Origin of the sequence: Tardiphaga alba (assembly GCF_018279705.1) — a bacterium.
GTDB classification, from domain to species: domain Bacteria; phylum Pseudomonadota; class Alphaproteobacteria; order Rhizobiales; family Xanthobacteraceae; genus Tardiphaga; species Tardiphaga alba.
This window is the reverse complement of the sequence record NZ_CP036498.1, coordinates 2,180,717-2,205,242: the sequence shown is the minus strand read 5'-3', so window position 1 is coordinate 2,205,242 and position 24,526 is coordinate 2,180,717. Positions and strand designations below refer to the sequence as shown.

Genomic DNA, 24,526 nt, shown 5'->3' with positions numbered 1-24,526 from the left:
TGTACCAAGTGAGTGCCACAGCGAGCCGCGCGGCCAATGAGCCCGGCGAACACGATCCCGTCTCCGACCGGAGAGATCCCCTCGCCGACGCCCTGCTTCATCTGGCGGCCTATCACGGCCGAGCCATCAGCCGCGAAGCGCTGCTCGCCGGTCTCCCCATCGTCAATGGACGATTGACCGCAGCCCTGGTCGAACGTGCTGGCCTGCGTGCCGGTCTCGAGGTCGAACCGACCCGACGCAAGCTTGCGGACATCCCCGCCCTCGTTCTCCCTGCCGTGCTGATCATGCGCGATGGGACCGCCCTGCTGCTGACGTCCAGCGATGCGCGGAACGCCATGGCCGATCTCGTCGATCCCGCATTGCCGCAGGATATCAGAACGGTCCCGTTCGAAGAGATCGAGCGCAACTATTCCGGCTACGCGTTCTTCATCAAGCCGCTCGCCACTGCCGATGCGCGAACCGTGGCGGCAGGCGACCTGCCGAAAACCCACTGGTTCTGGTCGGTGGTTCGGCGTTTCGGTTCGAACTACAGTCACGTGGCGCTGGCGGCGCTGCTGGTCAATCTGCTGGCCCTCGCCGCTCCCCTCTTCACGATGAACGTCTATGACCGTGTCGTCCCCAACGGCGCCGTCCCGTCTCTGGTTGCCCTCGCCGTCGGCCTGACCATTGCGATCGCGTTCGACTTCCTGATCCGTATTGTCCGCAGCCGGATCATCGATCTGACCGGCAAGAAGATCGACGTCGTGCTGGCCGCCAACATCTTCGAGCATATCCTGGCGCTGAAGATGGCCAATCGTCCTGCCTCTGTCGGCATTCTTGCCAACCAGATGCGGGACTTCGACTCGGTCCGTGAATTCTTCACCTCGGGCACCGTCGTCGCCGCCACCGACCTCTTCTTCGCGATGATCTTCATCGGCGTGTTGTTCGTGGTGGCGGGGCCGCTGGCCTGGATCCCGCTGGCCATGCTCCCGATCGTCATCGCCACCGGCTTCATCCTGCAGCAGCCGCTCAACCGCGCCATGAAGCGATTGCAGGCGGAGTCCGCCGCGCGGCACGGCGTCCTGATCGAGTCTCTGTCGGGGATCGAAGCGGTGCGTGCCACCGGCGCGGAATCGCGCATGCAGACGGCCTGGGAGCGCTCGGTCGCAGCCACCGCCCGGTCAGGCGAAGCCGTGCATTTCTGGTCGTCGCTGGCGCTAACGATCTCCAGCTCGGCGCAGCAGATCACCAGCATGCTGCTGGTCGTGATCGGCGTGTTTCTCATTCTCGACGGCAAGATCACCATGGGCGCGCTGATCGCCGCCAACATGCTCGCCGGCCGCGTGCTTGCGCCGATCTCGAGCCTGGCCTCCGTGATCACGCGCGCCACCCAGACCATCAGCTCGCTGCGTTCGATCGATCGCCTGATGGATCTGGAGCGCGAACGCCCGCCCGGCCGCGCTTACGTGGCCCGCAAGATCGAGCAAGGCACCATCACCTTCAACAATGTCAGCTTCAGCTACCCGAACAGCAAAGAGAAGGCGCTGGACAATGTCTCGTTCACGATCGCTCCGGGCGAGCGCGTGGCGATCATCGGCCGTGTGGGCTCCGGCAAGACCACCGTCGGGCGGCTGCTCTCTGGCTTCTACGAGCCGGCAGAAGGCAACATCCTGATCGATGGCATCGACTCCCGGCAATACGATCCCGCCGACCTGCGCTCCGGCACCGGCTTCGTCATGCAGGACACCGATCTGTTCTTCGGCAAACTGCGCGAGAACATCACGCTCGGCAAGCCATCTGCCACCGATGACGAAGTGATCGAGGCAGCGCGCCTTTCCGGCGTCGAGCAATTCATCGCCGGCCATCCGCTCGGCTACGACATGCCGATCGCCGAAGGCGGCCGTAGCCTGTCGGGCGGACAGAAGCAGGCCATCGGCCTGGCCCGCGCAATGATACGCCAGCCGAAGATCCTGTTCATGGACGAGCCGACGGCGCATTTCGACGTGCGCAGCGAGACGGAGTTTCTCGAGCGGCTGAAGGCCATCGCGCGCGCCGACATGACCATCATCGTCTCCACGCATCGGCCGTCGCTGTTGTCGCTGGTGACGCGCATCCTTGTGTTCGAACGCGGCAAGCTCGTCGCGGACGGCCCTCGCGAAAACATTCTTGCGACCTTGCAGGCCACCGCCAAGCGACAGCAGGCGGAGCCCGTCAAATTCGATCCGAACGCGGTGAGATCCAATGCGGCAGTCTGATTTCGCATTCGCCAATGACATTCGCGCCGCGGTCGAATTGCGAACGCCGCAAACCTCCCGCCTCGTTCTTCTCTCGACCCTGGCGCTGATCGTCGCGGGCGTGACCTGGGCTCACTTTGCGATCCTGGACGAGGTCAAGCGCGGCAATGGCCGCGTGGTGCCGACGCGGCAGATGCAGGTGGTGCAATCGCTCGAAGGCGGCATCGTCGGCGCGATCCTCGTGCAGGAAGGCGCCATCGTCAAACAGGGCGAACCCTTGATGCGGATCGAGGACACCAAGTTCGCGTCCGAATTCGGCGAAATCCGCGAACGCCGCGGCGCCATGGCGGCGCGTGTCGAACGGCTGGAAGCCGAGGCGTCCGAGAAAGAGAACTTTGTCTTCTCCAAGGAGCTGATCGAAACGGCGCCGAAAGCCGTCGCGGCTGAAAAGAGCCTGTATGATGCGCGCGCGCGAAAACTCGCGCAGGATATCGACGTGGTCGCGCAGCAGGAAATCCAGCGCCGGCGCGAGTTTGACGAATACCGGGCCACCGAAGTCAAACTGACCGAGACGCTCAAGCTGCTGCAGCGCGAGGTCGATCTGACCCGCAATCTCTATCAGCAGAAAGTCGTGCCCGAGATCGAGATGCTGCGCATCGAGCGTCAGGCGAGCGAAATGCGCGGGCAGCTGCAGGTCATCAAGGCCTCGACCGCGAAGGCGGAAGCCGGCATCCAGGAAGCCCGCTCGCGCCTGCAGAATGCGCGCACCACGTTGCGCGCCCAGGCCGACGAAGACCTCGCCAAATCGCGCGGTGACCTTGCCGTGCTCGACGAGAACATCAAATCTGCAAAGGACCGCGTCTTCCGCACCGAGATGAAATCGCCGGTCTATGGCATCGTCAACAAGGTCAATGTCACGACTGTGGGAGCGGTGGTGCAGCCCGGCGGCAACCTGATGGACATCGTCCCGCTCGACGACAGCCTGCTTGTCGAAGGCCGCATCCGGCCGCAGGACATCGCTTTCATTCGCGCCGGCCAGGATGCCGTCGTGAAGATTTCCGCCTATGACTCCTCGGTCTATGGTTCGCTGAAAGGCAAGGTCGAGCGCATCAGCGCCGACGCCATGGCCGACGACAAGCCGGACCGCGGCGAGAAAGGGGAGACCTTCTATCGCGTGATGGTGCGCACCGACAAAAACCATCTCGGGACCGCGGATGCACTGCTGCCGATCATCCCCGGCATGATCGCAACGGTCGAGGTTCTCACGGGCGCGAAGTCCGTGCTGGACTATCTGATCAAGCCGGCCCGGCTGTTGCGCGACGAAGCGCTGCGCGAGCGGTAAGGAATTCTCAAGGTTAGCGGATCGTTGCATCCAATTGATTCAATGTTGAAGCATCCGCGTTGCCGTTCCTTGACTCTCCCGCGCACAATACCCGGTTGTATGAACCGCCTTTAATATCGTTCTCAGCATCTCCCCGCATGATCGCTCCAGAACACGGGACGAGATCATCCACCAAGGATGACTGACAGTCCCGGTCTTCGGGGCGTCATATGTCGGTGTTTTTCAAGTCATCCGTCGTGGCTCAGGTCACGCTCGGGCTCGCAGTCGTGATGGGTGGTTTCTCCGCATGTGAAGCGGCGGGAAAAGCCAAGGCCCCGACGCGCTATTTCGACGACCTGCTGACGCCCTCCATGCTGGCGGACACGGAGCGCACGCCGCGCCCGCCCGCCAACAACGTCAAGTTCTTCTCCATCAACAGCGTGCTGGCGAAGCTGGACGGCAAGGCGCCGCCAAGCGCGCCCGTCCGCGTCGCGGCGATCAGCAATGACGCTGTGATCTCGGACGCTCCGGCGCAGACCATCACGCTCGGCACGGCGCAGGATCGCCTCGCCGCACGATCCGACGAACCGTTCAGCCTCGTCACCTTCCGCGCGCCCGAAGGCGTGCTGTGGCGGAAATGGCGGGGCGCGCAGGCCGACATCACCATCGACCTCGCCGACGTCGCGCGCTGCAAGGCGGACCAGAGCCGCTGCAGCCCGGCCGCCAGCCGTTTCCTGATGATGCTGGGCGAGGTCCGCTCGCGCGATGGCATCGCGGCCATCGAGACCGCCAACCGGCTGGTCAACGGCGCCATCCGCTATGTCAGCGACCTCAACCAGCATGGCGAGCTCGACGTCTGGTCCGCGCCGCTCGCAGCCCTCGCCAACCGACGCGGCGACTGCGAGGATTACGCGATCGCCAAATACGCCCTGTTGCGCGAAGCCGGCATCGCGGACGAGGACCTCCGCATCCTGCTGGTGCGTGACCGCGCCGTGCGCGACGACCACGCCGTGCTGGCGGTGCGCCATGCCGGCACCTGGCAGATCCTGGACAACCGCCGCTCCGCTTTGGCCACCAGCGCCGAGCTGCCGCATTTCACCCCGCTCTACGCCCTCAATGCCCGCGGCATCCAGCTGTTCGCCACGCCCTATCTGGCGCAGCGGCTGAAGATGGATCCATCGGTCACCGTGGCCGCCGCCGAGCCACTGCCGACAGTCGATATGCCGACCATCCCCGATGTCGTCGCAGCCGTGTCCGAGCCGACCGCGCAAGCCCAGCCGCTTTATGCGAGCGCCGGAGACCTTCCTCTCCTGATGTGATCCCGGGAAGGCTTTCCGGGACAGGCCGACGTTCCACGCCGCCTGCATTGCCCCGCCGTCTTGCCTTCGTGTCGGACCTCGCGCGAAGCAGTTCGCGTCGCTGCGCAGCATGTGCTCGCATGTCGCCGCGGCAGCCTCGACCGAACTACGCATGGGCCGCGGTCTATGCTAGAGTCCGGCCATTATTTGATGAGCCAGGCTGTCGTGTTTCCGCTTGCGCATATTGCCCTCCGCAAACAGTCCCTTTTCGGATGATGTGCGGATTTTGAACCAGCGCATGCGATCGCGACGACACCGGATTTTGGGGATAGGCATGCCACACCACGCATTTCATCGTCTGCCGTCACGCTCCCGGCTCGGACGTATCGTCCTCTGTCCGCTCCTTGTCTCGGCCGCGCTTGCGCTCGCCTTGCCCGCGGCGCTTGCGCAGGAACAGGTGGTGGAGCGCGCCGCCAAGGGCGTGGCCGCCAAGGATATTCGTGTCGGCGTCTATCTCAATGTCCAGCAGGATTGCAGCAGCGGCACCCTGCCCGCCATCCGCCTGCTGAGCCCGCCCGCCAATGGCACGGTGAACATCAAGCGCGGCAAGGTCAGCGCGACCAATTACAAGCAATGCCTGGCCCTCGAAGTCCCCGGCTTCGTGGCGTTCTACAAATCGAAGCCGGACTTTTCCGGCACCGACACCGTCACCCTCGAAGTCAAATACCCGGGCGGCCGCACCGAGATCCAGAAGATCAAGGTGACCGTGGGCGACGGGAAGGAAGGGCAGAAGATTTGAGGGACATAACCTCGCTTGGCACCGCCTAAAGTTACTGCTGTCGTCTTGCGCGACTTGCAGACATGAAAAAACCCCGCCGGAAACGATCCGGCGGGGTTTTTCGTGAGGCTGGTTAGCCCGTTGCCTGCAGCTGATGCTCCGTGCCGGCAAACACCATGTTCACGATGTCGCCGTGGCTCACTGCCCCGTAATTGGCGAGGACGGCGACGTCGTGAGCGCCTCCGGCAAAGTTGCCCTGACCGGTGGTGTCGACCTGAACGGTGATGCCATTCTCCGACTGCGCGAGATGCACGAAGTTCTCGACATTGGCGCCCGGCTCGAACACGGCATCCAGCAAGGCTGACAGATCGAGCTTGTCACCCTCCGCACCATTGAAGTTCGTGATCGTATCGACGTGCCCGGCACCAATACCGGAGACTGCGAACACGTCCTGAACCCCATCCGTTCCAGTCACGGTCTGGCCCGGCTCCCCAAGAACCGTGTCGAAATCGACCTCGACAAACGTTCCCTTGGTGCCATCGGCGTAAGTGAAGGTTCCGGTAAACGGAACCGACTGACCGTCGATCACCGTATCCGATGCCGTCACCGCGAGATCGATGCCGGTGATGCCGAGATCGCCGAGCTTGAACAGCTCGCCCTCGTCGCTGACGCCGTTGTGGTTGGCATCCTGCCAGACAACGAGATCACCGAAGGCCTGATCGTGGCTATCGATCACACCGTCATGGTTGCTGTCGAGGCTCGCCAGGGCAGCGATGCCGTCGGCGAAATGACCACCCGCAAAGTCCGGCGTGAACAACTCGCTGCCGCTTTCGATCTTGCCGGAACGATCGACATCGAGGGCGAGCAGACCATCCTGGCCATTGGTCCAGGCAATCTGATCCTTGGCGTCGTCGTGATTGATGTCGAATTTGACACCATGATCGAGCGAGCTGAACGAGATGCCGGGCGTACCGAGATCGAGCACGATGGGATCGGCAACCGAGTTATAGACAACAATATCCGCGGCAGTGATCTGTGTCAGCTGGTCCAGCGTTGTCACATTGTCGAGTGTCGCAACTTTCGTTCGACCGCCGACGTCATCCCAATCGGTATCAAACCAGATCTCGCCACGTTGAGTAGTCGTGTTAAATACCAAAACGTAGATGTTCTGTGAGTTATTTCCACCGATTCCGGTCGTGATTTGGTTGGTTGTCTGGCCATCCGTGAGACGCACGACATGGTTATCGTCGTTTCCAGCAATTGCCGTGATTGTTGCTCTTATCTGGAAGTCAGTCGAATTCAACGAGGCGCCTGCAGCGGTACCTGTCGTAGCAGCAAAATTCACACTTCCAGTCGCACTAGAGGACGAACTTCCAAGATCCAGGAAGCCGATCTTATCGGTTCCAGCGATATAGTCGGTGACAGTGTCAGTCCCGCCGTTGCTCCTGAGACGGAACTGATCAGCACCTCCATTTCCGGTCAAAATGTCGTTGCCCGATCCTCCGACAATGGTGTCGCTGAACGCGCTTCCAAGGATCGTGAGCGCTTCAGTTTGGTTGTTGAAATTCAGCTTCACTCCGGCCGCCGCATCGACAGCACTGATGATCTCGATCCCTTGAATTTGATTATTGTTCGCGCTGGTGAAATTTGCCCCAACCACAAGGGTATCTGTTCCGCCACCACCATTCAGCAACGTGTCGTTTTGAGCTCCGATGATAGTATCATCACCCGAGCCGCCTGTGATGCTGTCCGCACCGGACGACCCCGTGATCCTGAACCCCTCCGTTTGATTGGATAGGTTCACTGTAACAGCTGCCGTCAGCACTACATTTTCGATATTCACGATCTGCGCATTGTTGCCGTTATTGAAATTCGCACCAAGCTGTAGGGTATCATTACCTCCACCACCGTTCAGCAGTGTGTCGTTCTGAGCACCAATGATGGTGTCGTCTCCCAAACCTCCCGTGATGGAGTCCGCGCCGGACGACCCGGTGATCGTGAAGCCCTCGTTCTGGTTCGACAGATTCAACGTTGACGCACCCGTCAGCGTGATGTTCTCGACGCCCTCGATCTGCGCATCGCTGCTGCTGGTGAACGATCCGCTGATTTGCAACGTGTCGGTTCCCCCAGCCAGATCAAGCGACGTGAGTGCCGACAGCTGAGTGGCTGTGAGCGTAACATTATCGTCTCCGGTGCTACCGGTCAGCTTTTCGATACTGGTAAGAGTGCCGGTGGTGAAGTTCACCACCGTCGCATTTGTCAGCAGGATCGTGTCCGTGTCTGCACCGCCATCAATCGACTCGGCTCCGACAAAGTCACCATTGGCAAGTCGGAACGTGTCGTTGCCGGCACCACCACTCAGAACATCGGCACCGAGGCCGCCCGTGATCGTGTCGTTACCGGCACCGCCGGCAATCGTATCGGCACCGGAACCACCGGTCAGCGTATCGTCGAACGACGAGCCTGTGACCGTGAGATTCTCGCTCTGGCTTGCCAGGGTGATCGTGACCGCGGCAGCTGCCGTCGCCGCAGAGATCGTCTGGACATTGGCCAGCGCAGTATCCGACAGGCCATTCAGATCGCTCGACGTCGATTTCAGGTTGATCGTATTGGTTCCAAGGCCAAGATCGATCGTCCCCGCGCCAATCAGAATGGCATCCAGCTGATCGCCGCGCAGGGTGATCGTATCGTTTCCTGCGGAGCCAGACAGACCGCCAGTTTCGGTGTTCGCAACCGATGTCAGCGTTGCCGTCGAAATATCGGCGATCCCACTGACCCGGACATTGAGCGCGTCAGTGCCGCCGGCCAGGTCGATCGCGTTGAAGGCTGCCCACTGCTGGGCTGACATCGTCACGGTGTCGTTGCCGCTGCTGCCGGTGACCGTTTCGACGCCGGTGATGGTCCCTGTCGTGAAGTCCACCACCGTCGCATTGGTCAGCACGATCGTGTCGTTATCTGCACCGCCATCGATGGACTCGCCAGAGACAAACTCGCCATTGGCAAGCCGGAACGTGTCGTTGCCAGCACCGCCAGTCATGGTGTCGACGCCCGTGCCACCAGTGATGGTGTCGTTGCCGTCACCGCCGGAGATCTGGTCGTTGCCTTCCTGGCCGTAGATGATGTCGTCGCCGGTGCCGCCATCGATGATGTCGTTGCCGCCGGTGCGACCACTCTCAACGGACAAAGCCTGATGATTGGCCTGGATATAGGTCAGGGTACCCGCACGGCCGCCCCATGCCGAAACATTCGTTTCAAGCCATGCGATAACCGCCCAACCCGAGCCTGCAATCTGCAGATTGGCGGGGATTTGCGGATAGGTCGCTTTCAACGCGTCGGTGTTGAGAACATCGCCAAAGATGATGTCCGCGCCCGCTCCACCCTTGATGGAGTCGTTACCCGCCGCGGCAAGTTCCGTCGAGCCACCGAGCACACTCACAGCCGCAACCAGTTGTGCCGCCGTGGTGACATTCAGTGCACTGCCACCACCAGCCGAACCGGCGACGCCATCCTCGACATCATTGAGATTGGAGAGATCGGAAATCGCGATACCGATCGCGTCGATCGTGAAACCGTTACCGAACGCGGTGCTCTCCTTGATCATCTTGACTTCGTTGGAATTGTTGTCGCCATTCGCCGTTCCGAGGACGTGCTGCATGGCCGAGGTCGCGTTGCCGAAGGTGCTCGTTCCGTGCTCGCCGCTCATATAGTAGTTCGGTTCGCCATCCGAGATGAACAGAACCTTGTTGATATCGGCATTGGCGAGCGGATCCTTGTTGGTATCGCCATTGATCCACTTATAGGCCTCGTAGAGCGCTGCCTCATAGTTCGTTCCGCCCGGCCCCGTGCCGCCGGGCTGCTCTGCGGTCAACATTCCATTGATCGCAGTCTTTGCCTGGGTCAATTCCGCCGTGCTGACCGCTCCATTCACGATATCGAAAGTACCAATCGACTGCGCGTCGCCGTCAAACTGAACCACATGAACGCGAATGGCGCTGGCACCGCTCGTCCCGAGAGAATCCAGGAGGGCCGTCACAGCGTTCTTCATCGCCGTAAAGCGATCGGTGCCGCCGGAAATGGCGCCATCATCACCCGTCATGCTCGGCGAACGATCGAGCACAAGCACGATATTCGCCTTCTGACCGCTGGTAACGGTGACGGAACCGGTATCCCCGACGATCTTGTCGTCGAGGCCACTACCGACCAACTCCCCATTCGACTGCCCCTGCGGGTTCGCCACGGTGTGACCCGCCCCCTGTCCGACGATATCGCCGGCATTGGAGCCAACCAGCAGCAACGGCGTCTGCGTGTTGGTGATGTTCACCACCTGCACCGCAGTCGACATATCGCCGTCGCCATCAGTGATGCGATAGGTGAAATTGCCCGTCGTATCAGACGTGCTGGCGTTCACGCTCGGATCGAATGACCAGTCGCCATTCGCCTGGAAGACATATGTGCCATTGGTAGTGGTGAGCGTGGTCGTGCCCGATGAATTCACCGCTTCCCAGTTAGCGCCACCATCGAAGGACACATGCGTCAGCTTGGCACCATCGGCACCCTGGGTGTCGTTGGCGAGGAGGTTGACCCCAGTGGTTGCGCTCGCAGTCTCTGCAACAGTGAAATTGGGTCCCGCAACCGCCACCGGCGCATCGTCCACGATGGTGATCACCAGATTGCCAGCCGGCGCAGTGTCGCCATCGGCATCCGTCACCACCACCGCGAAGCTCACCGAGGACGGATCCGCAAGCGTGTTGTCCTGCAGCGTGTAGCTGTAGGTGATCGTGCCGGCACCGGTTGCTGCATTGTAGCTGTAAGAGGCCGTCAGACCGTCCGAGAAGGTCTGCGACGCCGTCGTCAGCGCATGCCCGCCCAGCGACACCGCCTGCAGACCGTCCACCGAGGTGAAGCTGATCGTGCCCGACGTCGTCTCGTTGTTGGCCGCCGCATTCGAACCCGCAGGCTCGTTGCCGCGCGCCGGCAGGCCCGCTTCATACACCGTCGTCGTGGCACCGCCCGCCGCAGGGATGGTCGAGGTCGGCGTGGTGTCGCCGATCGCGATCGTCAGCGTCGTATGCGACAGGTCGCCGTCACCGTCCTTGACCGTGTAGGTGAACACGTCACTGACGCCGCCCTGCGAACCCGGATTCCGGGCGTAGCTGTACGAGCCGTCCGCATTCAGCGTCAGCTTGCCATAGGTGCCGTTGACCACCGTGCCGACCGTTCCGGTGCTGTCCAGGTTTGCATTGGTGTTACCCGCTGCAACGCCAGCCACCACGACGCCATCCGCGCCCTGGCTGTCCGCTCCATTATTGGTCGTGCCCACGCCGCTGATCACATTGCCCGTCGCCGCCGCGAACGAACCAGCCGCAATGCTGTCCGTATCTGCAACCGCCACCGGCGCATCGTCCACGATCTTGATCACCAGATTGCCGGCCGGCGCAGCGTCGCCATCGGCATCCGTCACCACCACCGCGAAGCTCACCGAGGACGGATCCGCAAGCGTGTTGTCCTGCAGCGTGTAGCTGTAGGTGATCGTGCCGGCACCGGTTGCTGCATTGTAGCTGTAAGAGGCCGTCAGACCGTCCGAGAAGGTCTGCGACGCCGTCGTCAGCGCATGCCCGCCCAGCGACACCGCCTGCAGACCGTCCACCGAGGTGAAGCTGATCGTGCCCGACGTCGTCTCGCTGTTGGCCGCCGCATTCGAACCCGCAGGCTCGTTGCCGCGCGCCGGCAGGCCCGCTTCATACACCGTCGTCGTGGCACCGCCCGCCGCAGGGATCGTCGAGGCCGGCGTGGTGTCGCCGATCGCGATCGTCAGCGTCGTATGCGACAGGTCGCCGTCACCGTCCTTGACCGTGTAGGTGAACACGTCACTGACGCCGCCCTGCGAACCCGGATTCCGGGCGTAGCTGTACGAGCCGTCCGCATTCAGCGTCAGCTTGCCATAGGTGCCGTTGACCACCGTGCCGACCGTTCCGGTGCTGTCCAGGTTTGCATTGGTGTTACCCGCTGCAACGCCAGCCACCACGACGCCATCCGCGCCCTGGCTGTCCGCTCCATTATTGGTCGTGCCCACACCGCTGATCACATTGCCCGTCGCCGCCGCGAACGAACCAGCCGCAATGCTGTCCGTATCCGCGACCGCCACCGGCAGATCATCCACGATGTTGATCGTCAGCGTTACTGCCGGAGAGGTGTCGTTATTCACGTCGGTCGCGGTGATGGTGAAGACGTCCGTGACGGCGCCGCCAGCGTGGTTCTGATTGTCCTGCAGCGTGTAGACATAGGTCACGACGCCGGTGTTCGCATTGTAGCCGGTGATCTCGAGCTTGCCTTCGGCAGTGTCGATGACGACAGGTGCGCCGGGGGTCGCGCCGTTCAATTGCGTCAGGGTGATCGTGACCGCCGTATCGTTGCCGTCCGGAACAATCTTGATCGACGCCAGCGCATCGGGCGAGATCACCTTGAAGCTGCCACTGACAGCTTCAGACTGCACACTGTTGTTATTCGGGTTGCCGTCGGCCGCTTCGGCCGATCCAGCGGGCTCGCCTGCACGAGGCGGCAGGCCGGCTTCATGGACGTCCTGCGACGCCGGGGTGATCTCGATGGACGGGACCGCGCTCGGCTTCACCGTGATCGTCAGGGTCGCGGAGCTTCCATCGCCATCGCCATCGACCAGCGTGTATTTGAACGCTTCGATGCTGTTCTGATTGTCGATGCCGCTCGACGGGGCAAGATAATCCCAGTCGCCGGCCTGGTTGAGGCCGTTACTGGCAAAGTTGAAGATGATCTTGCCGCCGATGGCGGTGTTGACCACGATCTGGGTCCCCGAATTGGACACGAGGCTGAAGCCCGCCTCGAACGTCCCCGACGATACGATGGTGTGATCGCCATTGAAGGTGAAGACCACGCCACCGATCGTGACGGACTGGATATAGCCGCCATCGGCACCGAAGTGATCGTTGCTGAGGATGTTGCCGCTCGGATTGCCCGGCAGCGAGCCCTGCAGCAGCAGATTCAGATCCGATGCGTTCTGGATAACCACCGGTGGCAGATTCGCGTTGCCCGGCGCCCAGGCGATCGGCGTCAGATCGCTATCCGTCACCGACGTGTCGATGCCGACGGCGTATGATGCGTCGACATGGTTGTTCGCCAGGAACGTCTCCCATGCCAGTTGCTCGGCGCTGTTCAATCCGCCGCCGCTGCTCGGCTGGCCGTCGGTGATGAAATACAGCAGCGTCTTGGTCGCAGCGGTCGGGCCGCCGCCCCATTGCGAGATGACTTCGCCGACCGCCGCGTCGTAATTGGTGTTGCCCCCCGCTGTCAGGCCGTTGATGTAGTTGATCGCATCCTGCTTGCTGGTCCAGACGTGGCCCGCCTCAGTATTGATGCTCGCCCCGCCCGAGAAATTCACCACCATGATCTGGTTGAAATCGACATTCGGGCTGTTCAGCAGATTGACAGCAGCCTGCTTGGCCAGCGTCAGCCGCTCGCCTTCCATGCTGCCCGACGTATCGATCACCAGAACGATATTGGCAGAGGCGAGACGGCCTTCCGTAGCTTCGTAGCTCTCGCTGACCGCATCGGGCGTATCGTCATCGACCTTGATGCTGAGCGTGGCGGTGGCCGTATCGTTGTCGCCGTCCTTCACCGTGTAGGTGAAGTTGAGGGTCAGTTCGTCCTCGAACTCGACATCCGGACCATTGTTCTGGAAATCAGCATCCGTGAACGGATGGCTGAACGGTGCATTGGCCGAGAACGTATAGTGGCCGCTGCCGTCCACGGTGAGCGTGAAGGCCGGATTGGTTGTCGTGCTGTAATGACCGCCTTCGGTGAGGCCATAAAGCGTGCCGCCATCGCCATTGGCCACCCACAGCAGCTTAACCGCCTCGGTGGTCGGCATATGCGTCACGGGATCCACATGGATCACCGACAGTGTCGTGCCGGTGGCGTTGGCGCTGTTGGTCACCGTCAGCGACGCATCGGAGAAGGCGAACGACTTAATGCCATCGGCGCCGCCGGAGGCGAGGAGATCGCCGCTGGCGACAGACAGATTGCCGCCGGCCAGATCGTCGGGACCGCCGTCAATGCCGAACGGCTGCTTCTCGTCGTCCAGAACCACCGTGGCGACCGTATTCTGTGCGCTCGGCCCATCATCCGTGAAGCGGATATTGCCGCCGAGATCGACGGTTTCCGAGTCGGATTTCGAGTCCTGATCGCGATCGACCACCGTGGCTGTTGCCGTCAGCTTGACGAGATCGTTGGCGAGCACGGCCACGTCGTTGCTGTAGGAGCCAGACGACGCCACCGTGTGGTCGATCTGCTGATACTGCGTGAGCGTGACGACGCCGGAGCCATCGACGGATAGCGAGAACACCACCGACGGATCCGTTGCGGAGATCGGGGCGACATTCGACGTCGAGCCGACGACCACACCACCGACGGTGTAGAGGTGGATATCCGCACCATGGCTGTTAAGGCCGGAATCTCCGCCAGCGGTCACTAGGCTCAGTGCATAGGTCAGCACCGGCGGCGTCCCCGCCCCGTCCGCGCCATAGCTCCAGCTACCGATCGAGAAGACCGCACCGAAATTCGCAGCTGCCGTGGCGGTGTCGAAGTTGGAGCCGATGGTCAGGGCATCATGCGTGGTGAGCTCGATCGCTGCTTCTGCCCCCTGAATGACATTGATGCTCGGACCATCATCCTTGAAGGTCAGGCTCTGGCCGATATTCAGCGTTGCTGTGGCGCTGTCGTTGTCATGATCGGTGATCGTCGCCGTCAGCGTGACCAGGTTGGCGGCAGACAGAGTCCGCCCCTCGTCTGGATTGTTGGCGTTGTCGTGGACGACCGGGCGCTGCTGGTCGAGCGTGACATCGCCGGCAGCGTTGACGCTGACCTTGAAGACGACCTGGCCGGTTTCGGCGGCAGTCGCATCCGCGCCTTCACGGCCGACCACCACGCCGGATTCCAGGAACAGGAAGACGTGGTGACCTGTTGCCGTATCGGTCAGACCGGAATCCGCGCCCTTGGCCGAGATGCCAACCGCATAAGTGAGACCACCGGAGGCCGCCGCGCCGTCTGCACCATAATGAGCAGTAAAATTCCCAGCGAAGCTCGCCGTGTCATCCGTCGTCAGCACCGTCTCGTCCACCGTCAGCGACGGCAGCGCTCCCGTGGCCGCGACGATCGTCGGCGTGTCGTCATTAACAACGATGGTGAACGATCCCGTCGATGTGTCACCGTCATAGTCGGTGGCCTGATAGCCGATGGTGAACGAGACGTCATTCTCGTTGCTGCCATCGGGATGGTCGATCGGCTTCAGCTGCGTGACGGTGTAAGCGCCCGTCGCAGGATTCGTCAGCGTGATCTGCAGCACGCCGACGCCGTTCTGATTGATGACAATGCTGGTGGCAGACGCGCTGCCGACCGTGAAGCCGCCATTCGCCGGCAAGGTGATGGTACCAGCGCTGGTGAGGAACGCCGTCGATCCCGCGCCATCGGCGCCGAAATTGACGTTCAGCGCGGCATTGACAGTGATCGGGCCGTTGCTGTTTGGCGCGCCCGACGGATCGTAGTCACCGACGCCGCCAGGATTGCCGTTGGCCAGCCCGTCTTCATCGAGATTGACGGTAGAGACGCCGGCGACCGGGATGTCGTTCTCGATCGTGATGCGGATCGATCCGAGGCCGAGATTGACGGCGTCGCCATCGAAATCGGTGGCAACGAGTGCCTTGGAGAGATCGAGCACGAGGGTCTTCGCATCGCCCGAACCCGTCGTTGCCAGACCGTTGTTGTGATCGATCTTGTCACGCAGGTCGAACACAAAGCCGGTCGCCGAGGGCGTCAGCGTGAAGACGATGCGATCGCCGGCTTCATAAGTGTAATTTGCCGAGCCCGTATCCGCGAAACCAATAATCTGACCATTCACATAGTCGAGGATGATGGAGGACCCGTGAGACGTCACCATCCAATTATCGACTGTTACCGCCATGCCGGTCACAGCCTGATTGAGCGAGAACTGGACGTCATCGTCAGCGCCGGAGACGACAAGCGTCAACAGATCAGTCGTCTTGATTTCGACCTTGTCCGATGAATAGGCCGTGCCGGGCTGGTTGCCCGACACCGCATCGGGCGGCGTCGCCGACGTGCTGAGATAATCCTCGGCCACGCCAACCTGGACATAGGCACTGGTATTCGCCGGAATATCGTTCTCGACCTTGACGGTGAAGGCACCGCTGGCCACGGGCACCTTGTCGCCGTCGTAATCCGTGATCACGACTGCGGCAGACAGATTCAGTTCGAGAATTCCACCATCGCCGGAGCCATACGGGTGATCGATCTGATCCTGCAGATCGAACTTGATGTCGCCATTCGCACTCTGCGACAGACGGAACACGTTCTTTTCGCCGACATCGAGCTGACCATTGCCGTTGGCGTCCGCAAAGCCCACGACATCGTTGCCGCTGACGGCATATTTCACCGTGACGCCATGCGACTTCACGTCGTGACCATCCACATCCTTCACCACCGTGCCGGTGGCGAATGCGGATTGCAGGATCACGGAACCGGTCTCGTCAGCACCGATATTTGCGATGAGGTTATTCAGGCTGGCTTTGGTGAAGGTGAACTTGTCGGTCGTCGAGTCGGACGGGCCATTGCCTTCGGCCGGAATACCCGTCGAGTTGTCGCCATCGACACCCGCGCTGAGGTCATCCTCGTCCACCTGGCCGGTGACATAGGCACCGGTCGCCGCGACCGGCATGTCGTCATTGATGCCGACCTTGAAGGAGCCGTTGACCGCATCGCCATCGGAATCCGTGGCGGTGAAGTTGAACGACAGATGGATGTCGTTCTCGTTGCCGCCCGGCGCATGGTCGAGCTGATCGAGCAGCACCACGCGGAACTTGCCCGAGCCTTCATCCGAGAGCGAGATCTGGATCACGGCACGGTCGCCGGCCATACCCGTCAGCACGGTCTTGTCGGCATTGAGCACGAACGTCACCGGCTCGCCATGCGACAGCAGGCTGCCGACGCCGGTCACCGCAACGACGGTGTTGGTGAAGGTCACGCTGCGATTGCCGACGCCACCGGGCGCGTCCTGCACGAAGGCATTGAACGGGCCCGACACACCATCGACGCCCTTGTCCGCATCATCGGCGCCCCACTTGATGTAGAGATTGCCGGTGGATGTCGCTTCGTTGTTGTCGTTATCGGTGTTGGCGACGACCTTGTCACCCGGCTGCGAGTCGTGATTGCCCTGCGACAGCGCGCCCGTCAGACCGTCCTCATCGACGAAGACTTCGCCCATGGCCACCAGGCTGACATTGTCGAGGAAGGCACCGAGCTGGTTTGCCTGGCCACTGCCCTGGAAACCGACGGTGTTCGAACCGGCCTGCGCCGTTACATAGACGGTGATCAGCTGCCAGCCTGCCGGCTGGTTGGTGGAGTCGATGCTGTAAACGACATTGCCGTTCCAGATCACGTTCATGCTGCTGCTGTCGGGATTGCCGTCATCAGGACGCGGCGCATACCAGAAGGTCAGCTCATAGACATCGCCTTCCGTGAGCGGTGTCGAGATCGTCTGCTGGATCGTGGCGTTGAGCAGTTGGGTGCTATTGCCGGACGGATCCGAATCCAGCTCGACCTTGGAGTTGCCATCCTGGGCGGCAAGACCACCCGTGGCACCGCCATTGGGATCGACCTGAATTTCGAACGGCACATGGTCTGAACCATAGGTCCAGCCAGTAATCCCGGTGAAGGTTCCGAACCCGCTACCGGCGTTATTGAGCGCGCCGTGCTGCTCGAAGCTGCCATTCACGATCAGATTGACCGGTGGGCCACCGGGCTGCGCGCCGATGATCGGCATGTCGTCGTCGATGGAGATCGACAGCGTGCCGGTCGCCGTATCGCCGTCAAAGTCCTTGACCGTATAGGTCAGGTTCAGCGCGAGATTGTCTTCATAGGCGGTCTGCGGACCATCGTTCTGTCCGTCTGCATCGTGGCCGGGGTGATCGAGCTGCGTGAGCAGCGAGAAGCTGTAGGCCCCTGTGGACGGATTCGTGACCTGGATCGAGAACGCGGCACCGGCCGTCGTTCCGTCGGTGGTCGCATACAGCGTGTTGGTGCCGCTGACCCAGAGATAGGTCAGAGCAAGACCGCCGGAGGTGATCGCGACTCCATTGGCATCGACGACAGCTGTGCCACCCAGCGGCCCGAATCCGACCGTGGCAGGTGCGTCGGCGCCGGACGAGAATCCGAGCGTGCCGATGAAAGACACCGGACCTGCGGCTCCATCGTCGCCCGGCGAGTTCGTATTCTGGTTGCCGGTTCCGAGATCGTCCTCATCGACGGACCTGGACGTCGTCGGGGTGGCCTTCGGACCATCATCGTCGAAACGGATGTTGCCGCCGAGATCGACCGTCGCGCTCGACGTCGCCTTGTCGCCGTCACCATCGGTGACCGAAACCGTCCGCGTCAGATTGACGAGGCCGTCGGCCAGGCTGACGACGTGATCGGCATAAGGCGCCCCCGTGGGTGTCGGGTCGGTGGTCAGATGATCGATCTGGGCAAATTGCGTCAGCTTGACGGTGCCATCGGAGGACACCTCGATCCGGAAGATGCTGTTGCCGGCATTGATCGCGTTTTCGCTGGTGGCCGTCGATCCGGTAATGACGCCATTGGCGTCGATATACAGACGGATTCCGAGTCCATTGCTGAGAAGGCCGGTCGGGGTACCCTCGCTCACGGCAAGGCTGAGCTTGTAGGTCGAGGTGACGCCGCCATTCGGGCCAGCACCATCCGCACCGAAGGACGATACGACACCGAAGACACCGCTGAAGTCTGCGGTCGATACGGCGGTGTCGCTGACATTCTGGCCGATCGTTTCGGCGTCCTGCGTCTCGAGCACGACACTCGCTTCATTGGTCACCGTGACCTGGACGGTCGGACCATCGTCCTCGAAGACGATCTTGTTGCCGATGTTGAACGATTCAGAGACCGAGTCGCCGTCGTGATCGGTCACCGTCACGGTGACGCGGACGGCGCCGTTCGTGATTGCCTGCTGTATCGGGCGACCGTCGTCCGGCGACGCATCGTTCGCGCTGGAGCCGTTGTCGTTGTATTCGTCGAAGTCACCGCGATCGTCATGCTCGATGGCGACATATTGCACGACCGTGAGCTTGCCGGTGGTCGGATCGATATGGATCGCAAACGCCGCCGGATCGCTCGAACTGATGCTGCCGCCATTCACGTCGTAACGGCCGACAATCAGAGTCGAATTCACCTCGAACAGATAGATCGGACGATCGCCGACCGTTGTGCGCAGGCCGCTGTCAACGGCGTTATTGCCGGGCACGTCGATCGCGAACACGGTGCTGCCAGGGCCATCGGCGCCGTAGTTCGGAGTGACGACAACAACCGGACCGGCGCTCTGCGCCACTGCAGGCGCGCCGTTCAGCGTCGAGGTCGAACCAGGGTTGCCCGGATTGGTCACCGCCACCGGGAATGGGATGGCGACGTCGTTGTCGTCCTTGTCTCCGACCACATTGGGCGTGGCGGTCGCATTCTGCAGGCCCGCGGTCTCGTCGATCGTCACCGATGCGCCGGATTGCAGGATGAATTTCGGCTCGGGCGAATCGTCGTCCACGTCGATCTTGATGCTGCCGGTGATGGTATCGCCGTCACCATCGGTCACGCTGTACTTCACCGTGAACGGAAGATTGTTCTCGGTATCGTCGCCGTTCTGACCATTGAGTGTCGGATGATCGATCGGATTGAGTTGGGTGACTTTATACGCGCCGTCGGTGTCATTGGTCAGTTCGATCTTCAGAACAGGCCTATTGCCCTGGCTGATGATCATCGACAGACCATCTGATGCCAGCGACATAGAGAAGCCGGCTGGCAGATCCGTGCCCGTCAGCACCAGCTTGCCCGGACCATCGGCACCGTAATCATGGCTGAGGGTGCCAGTCGCATTCAACGGCGCGTTGTCGTCCCCGGGGCCGCCATCGATGCCGCCCGGAAGATCGTCGTCCTCGAGCGCAACTGCGGCGTTGGAAGACACGCTCGGGCCGTCATCGAGGAAAGTGATGAGCTTGCCGATATTGACGGTGTCGGTGGACGTGTCGCCGTCAGAATCCTTGACCGTCAGCGTGACGGTGATCTTGCCGTCGAGATTCTGCTGAACCGGATTCGGCGTGTCGTTGGGCGATGCGTCGGCGCTGTTCGAACCGTTGTCGTTGCTCTCGTTGAAATCGCCGCGGTCGTCATGCCGTATCGGCAGATACTGCGCGACGCTGACGCGGCCATCCGAGGCGATAGCAATGGCGAATGCGATCTGGCCCGCCAGCGCACCTTCGGCGACCGTACCGATCACTAGACCTGCGTCGTTAACGGACAGATTGATCTTGCTGCCAGTGGCCGTGCCATCGGTGACATAGAGACCGGAGAACACGACTCCCTGGGCAAGACCCAATGCGTATTGATGCGGATAGGGCGGCGAATCCGCACCGATATCGGAATTGTTCACGACGACAGCAACGTCACTGCGCGCATAAGCGAGCGCGCCGTTGACGTTTATCGCAATAGAGGCGAACTGATTCTTGACCGCCGCCGATGTCGTATCGTCCGCCTGGTTGCCGGCGCTTTCGTCGATGGTGACGGAGCCGCGGCCGATATCGATATCGGCATGCGGAACGTCATCGGTGATCTTGATGATGAACTTGCCGCCAAGATTGATGGAATCGCCATCACGGTCGGTGAAGTTGATGATGGAACCGAGATCGAGACCCGAAATGCTGCCGTCCGGGCCGGAGCGCAGCATGGTGTTTTCACCATCGCCCACGGTGTGGATCAGTTCGTCGAACAGACGGAATTCATAGGCGCCCGTCACCGTGTTCAGGGTGATCGAAAAAACCGGATTGCCTTGCGGGTTCGGCTCATAGGCGGTGATGACGATCTCATTGCCGTTCGTCACCGGATTTGAGTAGACGAGCTCCTTGCCGTTCTCGCCATTGCCGGTGGCCGTCTCTTTCGAGAACAGATGCAGAGCCTGCAACTGGTTGACCGCTGTGGCCGTGAAGGAGAATTTGCCGGGATCATCAGCGCCGGCCTTGACGAGCGAGCTGAGCGAACCGGTCACGATCGCCGCACCGGTCGATCCTTCGGTCAAGGAGCCGTCAGCGTCGCCATCATTCGGGCTGTTACCCTGCGACCACGAGGTCCTGATGTCGTCCTCATCGACCGTCCGCTCGATGATTTTTCCAGTGAGCGAAGGTCCATCGTCCTCGAAGCGGATCATGCCGGAAATGTCGGCAGCCTTGGAAACATGATCGCCATCGCCGTCGGTGACGGTGACATTGGCCTTCAACACACCGCTGTTGAGATAAATTCCTTCGTCGTAGCTGTTGTGATCGGGATGGCTCAGCGACACATACTGCACGATCGAGATCACGCCAGTCTGCGGATTGATGGTGATGGCGAAAGCGGCATTGTCTGCCGAGGTCACACCGCCGACACCATTGGAATCGTAACGGCCGACAATGATCGTTCCGCCATTTTCGGAGAACAGCTGAATCGCCTGCCCTGCCGAGGTGGAGAGACCTGAAAACGTACCGTTGACGGCAATGAGATTGTAGACCGTCGCCGCGGCAGCATTGCCGCCCTGCGGACCATCGGTGCCGAAATCGACGGTGACGTCGAGCGCGCTCGACTTGCCGGTGGCATATTGCGCCGGCCCCATGCCGGCGTCGGAGCCCTTGTTATTGACGCCATTGAACAACGCAATGATCGCAGGATCGGTCGTCTCGTTTGAAGCGGCATCGACGCCAGGCGTCTCATCGATGACGATGGCATCGACGATCTTCACATTGGCTAGATAGGTGCCCTGATTATCGGGAGCGCCGGTTTCACGGAATTCCAGCACATTGCTGCCGGAGCCCGCGGTGACCTCGACGGTATAGATCTTCATCGCATTGGTCGGATCGATATCGGCGACCAGCTGACCGCCGAACCAGACCTGGAGATGCGCGCTGCCGGGCACCGGTGCGCCGGCCTCGAAGGACAGAATGTAGGTCTGGCCTGGGACCAGTCCGTTGACCGTCTGGGTCAAGCTGATGTCACGCGCCGTCGCATCCAGATCGACCATGAAGCCGCCGGTCGAGGTGTGCATCCCCTGATAGCCATCGCCCACGCGTTCGAGCTGGATGGTGCCGGTGCCGTATTGGTCGGGATTGTTCGGATCGGTCGGAGCCGTCCCACCGATGGTCCAAGAACCGGAGGTCCCGGTCGCGATTCCGCTGTTCGCGCCCCAGTTCCCGTACGGGGTGAAGCCGCTGAAGAAGAAATCATTCGAGGCGACATTATGCGGGGCGACCGATAGTGTCGGACCGTCGTCCTGGAAGTCGATTCCAGAAGACGCATTCGTCGCCAGCGACACGGTCGCGGAATCGCTGACCTTGTCACCATCATTGTCGGTGATCGTCGCGGTCAGCGTGATGCCGAGGCTCGCATTTTGTCCGGCCAGCAGCAGCGACTGGATCGAGTCAAAATTGTTGCCGTCATTGCCATGGTCAATCGCCATATACTGATCGACAATGAACTGGGCGCCAGACAGATTCCCGGCGTCAGTGAGCGTCAGACGGAGTGCGATGTCACCGGTCTGGCTGTTGCCGACATAGCCGACGATCTCGGTATCGCTGATGCGGAACAGATAGATCGTGGTGTCGCTGTAGTGCCCCGTCGCATCGGTTACGTGAAGCTGGGTCGCGACGCCGCCACCCTCGCCCGCACCCGTCAGGCTGAACGAATAGGCGTAAGTCGTCGACTTCTCACCATCGGCGCCAGCGTTCTTGTAGACACCGAACAGCGCTTGCAATTGGCCCTGACTTTCATCCCCACCTGCCGATGTCTTGATCTCGCCGATCGGCTTCACGCCAGTCGGATCGGGCACAGTGTTCGGGGAACGTCATCCGTTTGTGCGTTCGAATCGTTGACGTCGGCTCCGATCGATTCATCGAGCGTCAGATGCAGCGTTGCAGGGCTCTCGTTCTCGGAAAACTCCTGATAAACCTCGATGGTCGGCGAATCGTCATCGACATTGATGGTAAGCGTCGCGCTCGACTTGTCGCCGTCACCGTCCGTTGCCGTATAGGAGAAAGTGAGACGGAGGTTGTCCTCCCAGGAGGTCCCAGCCTCTTCGGAATTCGGATTGCTGGTTAGCGGATGCGCCAACGGTGCGTTGATCGTGAATGTGTACTCGCCCGCCGCGTTCACAATCAGCGTGAATGCGGGCTTTCCCGCGAGGAAGTGCGCGCTGGTGCCCGTGAGCGTGCCACCTCCCGTGCCGTTGGACACCCAGGCCAAGCTGACAGTCTCGAGATGACCAACACCGTCCCCATCGATCCAGATTACCTGCAGCGGAGGATTGCTGCCATCGTCGGCCGTGACCTTGACCTGCGGAGCGCCTTCGGCATCGGTGAACGCCACGGCCTTGAGACCGTCGGCACCTGGCGCGATATCGAGCTTGCCCGAAACCCACTTGCCTTCGCCTGGATCGTCGCCGTTGAGGGCATCGCCCGCGATGCCGCCGGATTGGCCTTCATCATCGAGCGTCGCGTATTGCGTGGAGCCGCCTTCGCTCCCCTCGCCGCCTTCGCTACCTTCGTTGGGAATCTCCACGTCAACCGGCGCGCTGTCGCGCGCGATCGGCGTATCGTCGTTGATTTCCAGCGTCAGCGTGCCGTTCACCGCAGTCCCGCTGGCATCGGTGACGGTATAGGTCAGGCCGAACGTGGCGCTCACTTCGGTGTCGTCCGCGAGTGCATCGCTGTGGTGATGCAGAGCGTGCAGCATGTTGATCGTAAACGCGCCGGTCGCCGGATTGGTGACCGTCAGTGAGAACACGTCGTTGCTGCCATCATTGGCGATCAGCGTATGCGTTGCCTGATTCCAAGTAAACGTGACCGTGATGTCATTGAAGGTCCGGGTGGCACCGTTCATCAAAGCGAAGGTGATGTCGCCGACGCCATCGATTCCAAAATCATGCGTCAGGGTGCCGTTGAACGAAGCTGGCGCAACGATATCGTCAACACCACCCGGATTGCCATTGGCACCGAAAATCTCGTCGTCATCGAGCGCAAGACGATCGTCATCCCCAGCCGTCGGAATGCCATCGATGAAAACCTGCGCCAACAAATTGTTGATCACGAAATTCGGCAGCTCTTCCTGGCCGAGCAGATCGATCGGATTCGGCGCGGCGAGCGGATCGATGCCGACCGTGCTGAAATTTGCACCCGACGACTGCGCGCCGCCGGCATTGCCCTCACCGGCCGCAGGAAGAATCGACTGATCTTCCGTGACGGGGAAGAGCGCTGCGAACTCGGCACCAGTGAGCAAACGCCCCGGCGAGACTTCGACATTGATGGCATCGAGCGGCTTGCCGGCCGCATCGAAGAACGGCTCGAGCGTGACTGTCGATTTGTTGTCGAACAGAATGATCAGCTTCTCGCCGATATGTACCAGCGTGATGTTTTCTCCGGCGATCGCCGAGAGATCCGCTTTGACTGTGCCGTCGTAGCTGAGCGGGACAACAACGGATTGATCATTGAATGGCTTTGCGATCTTGACGACGCGTGCTGCGCGCGCCGTGTTCGCGGACTGCACTGCCACATTCGCCTGCGCAACCTGGAATGGTCCATTCATGATCGTGATCCCGAAAAAAGGAAAATTAAAACCTAAACGCGAATATTAAGAGTTCCTTAAGGATGCATACTCGGTTCCGCGCGACTTTCGGTCAAGGAACTCTTGCGTCCAATTTTGCTCAAAGGCTAACTGTGGTTAAATTGCAACTTCACGCGCCACTCGCAGAGCGCGATAAGGAACTTTGTTGACGTCGGCCTCCCGTTAACTAATGGTGGTGCCG

At 61.2% G+C, this 24,526-nt stretch carries 6 protein-coding genes; 4 read left to right on the top strand and 2 right to left on the bottom strand.

Annotated features, from left to right (window positions below; translation table 11 throughout):
- Window positions 1-8 precede the first annotated feature (8 nt).
- From RPMA_RS10330 to RPMA_RS10315, 4 genes are all read left to right on the top strand, one after another.
- Window positions 9-2,234, top strand: a complete 2,226-nt coding sequence (locus tag RPMA_RS10330) for a type I secretion system permease/ATPase (RefSeq protein ID WP_211912727.1) — start codon at window positions 9-11, stop codon at window positions 2,232-2,234.
- Window positions 2,221-3,555 carry an HlyD family type I secretion periplasmic adaptor subunit gene (locus RPMA_RS10325; protein WP_211912726.1) on the top strand — a complete coding sequence of 445 codons (1,335 nt, stop codon included), beginning with the start codon at window positions 2,221-2,223 and terminating at the stop codon, window positions 3,553-3,555. Before RPMA_RS10330 ends, RPMA_RS10325 begins: the two co-directional genes overlap by 14 nt.
- A gap of 209 nt (window positions 3,556-3,764) precedes the next feature.
- On the top strand, window positions 3,765-4,853 hold the full coding sequence (locus RPMA_RS10320) for a transglutaminase-like cysteine peptidase (RefSeq protein WP_211912725.1): 1,089 nt from the start codon (window positions 3,765-3,767) through the stop codon (window positions 4,851-4,853).
- 313 nt (window positions 4,854-5,166) lie between these two features.
- Window positions 5,167-5,631: a hypothetical protein gene (locus tag RPMA_RS10315; protein ID WP_249225620.1), complete on the top strand. Its 465-nt coding sequence runs from the start codon at window positions 5,167-5,169 to the stop codon at window positions 5,629-5,631.
- Window positions 5,632-5,743: 112 nt separating this feature from the next.
- On the opposite strand, the gene RPMA_RS10310 is transcribed toward RPMA_RS10315, so the two are convergent.
- Both RPMA_RS10310 and RPMA_RS10305 read right to left on the bottom strand, forming a co-directional pair.
- Window positions 5,744-22,555 (bottom strand): DUF5801 repeats-in-toxin domain-containing protein, encoded by a 16,812-nt coding sequence (locus tag RPMA_RS10310; RefSeq protein WP_211912724.1) that lies wholly within the window; start codon window positions 22,553-22,555, stop codon window positions 5,744-5,746.
- The gene (locus RPMA_RS10305) at window positions 22,534-24,306 is read right to left on the bottom strand and encodes a DUF5801 repeats-in-toxin domain-containing protein (protein ID WP_211912723.1); all 1,773 of its coding nucleotides are present in this window, start codon (window positions 24,304-24,306) and stop codon (window positions 22,534-22,536) included. The genes RPMA_RS10310 and RPMA_RS10305 overlap by 22 nt, the downstream gene beginning before the upstream one ends.
- Window positions 24,307-24,526 lie beyond the last annotated feature (220 nt).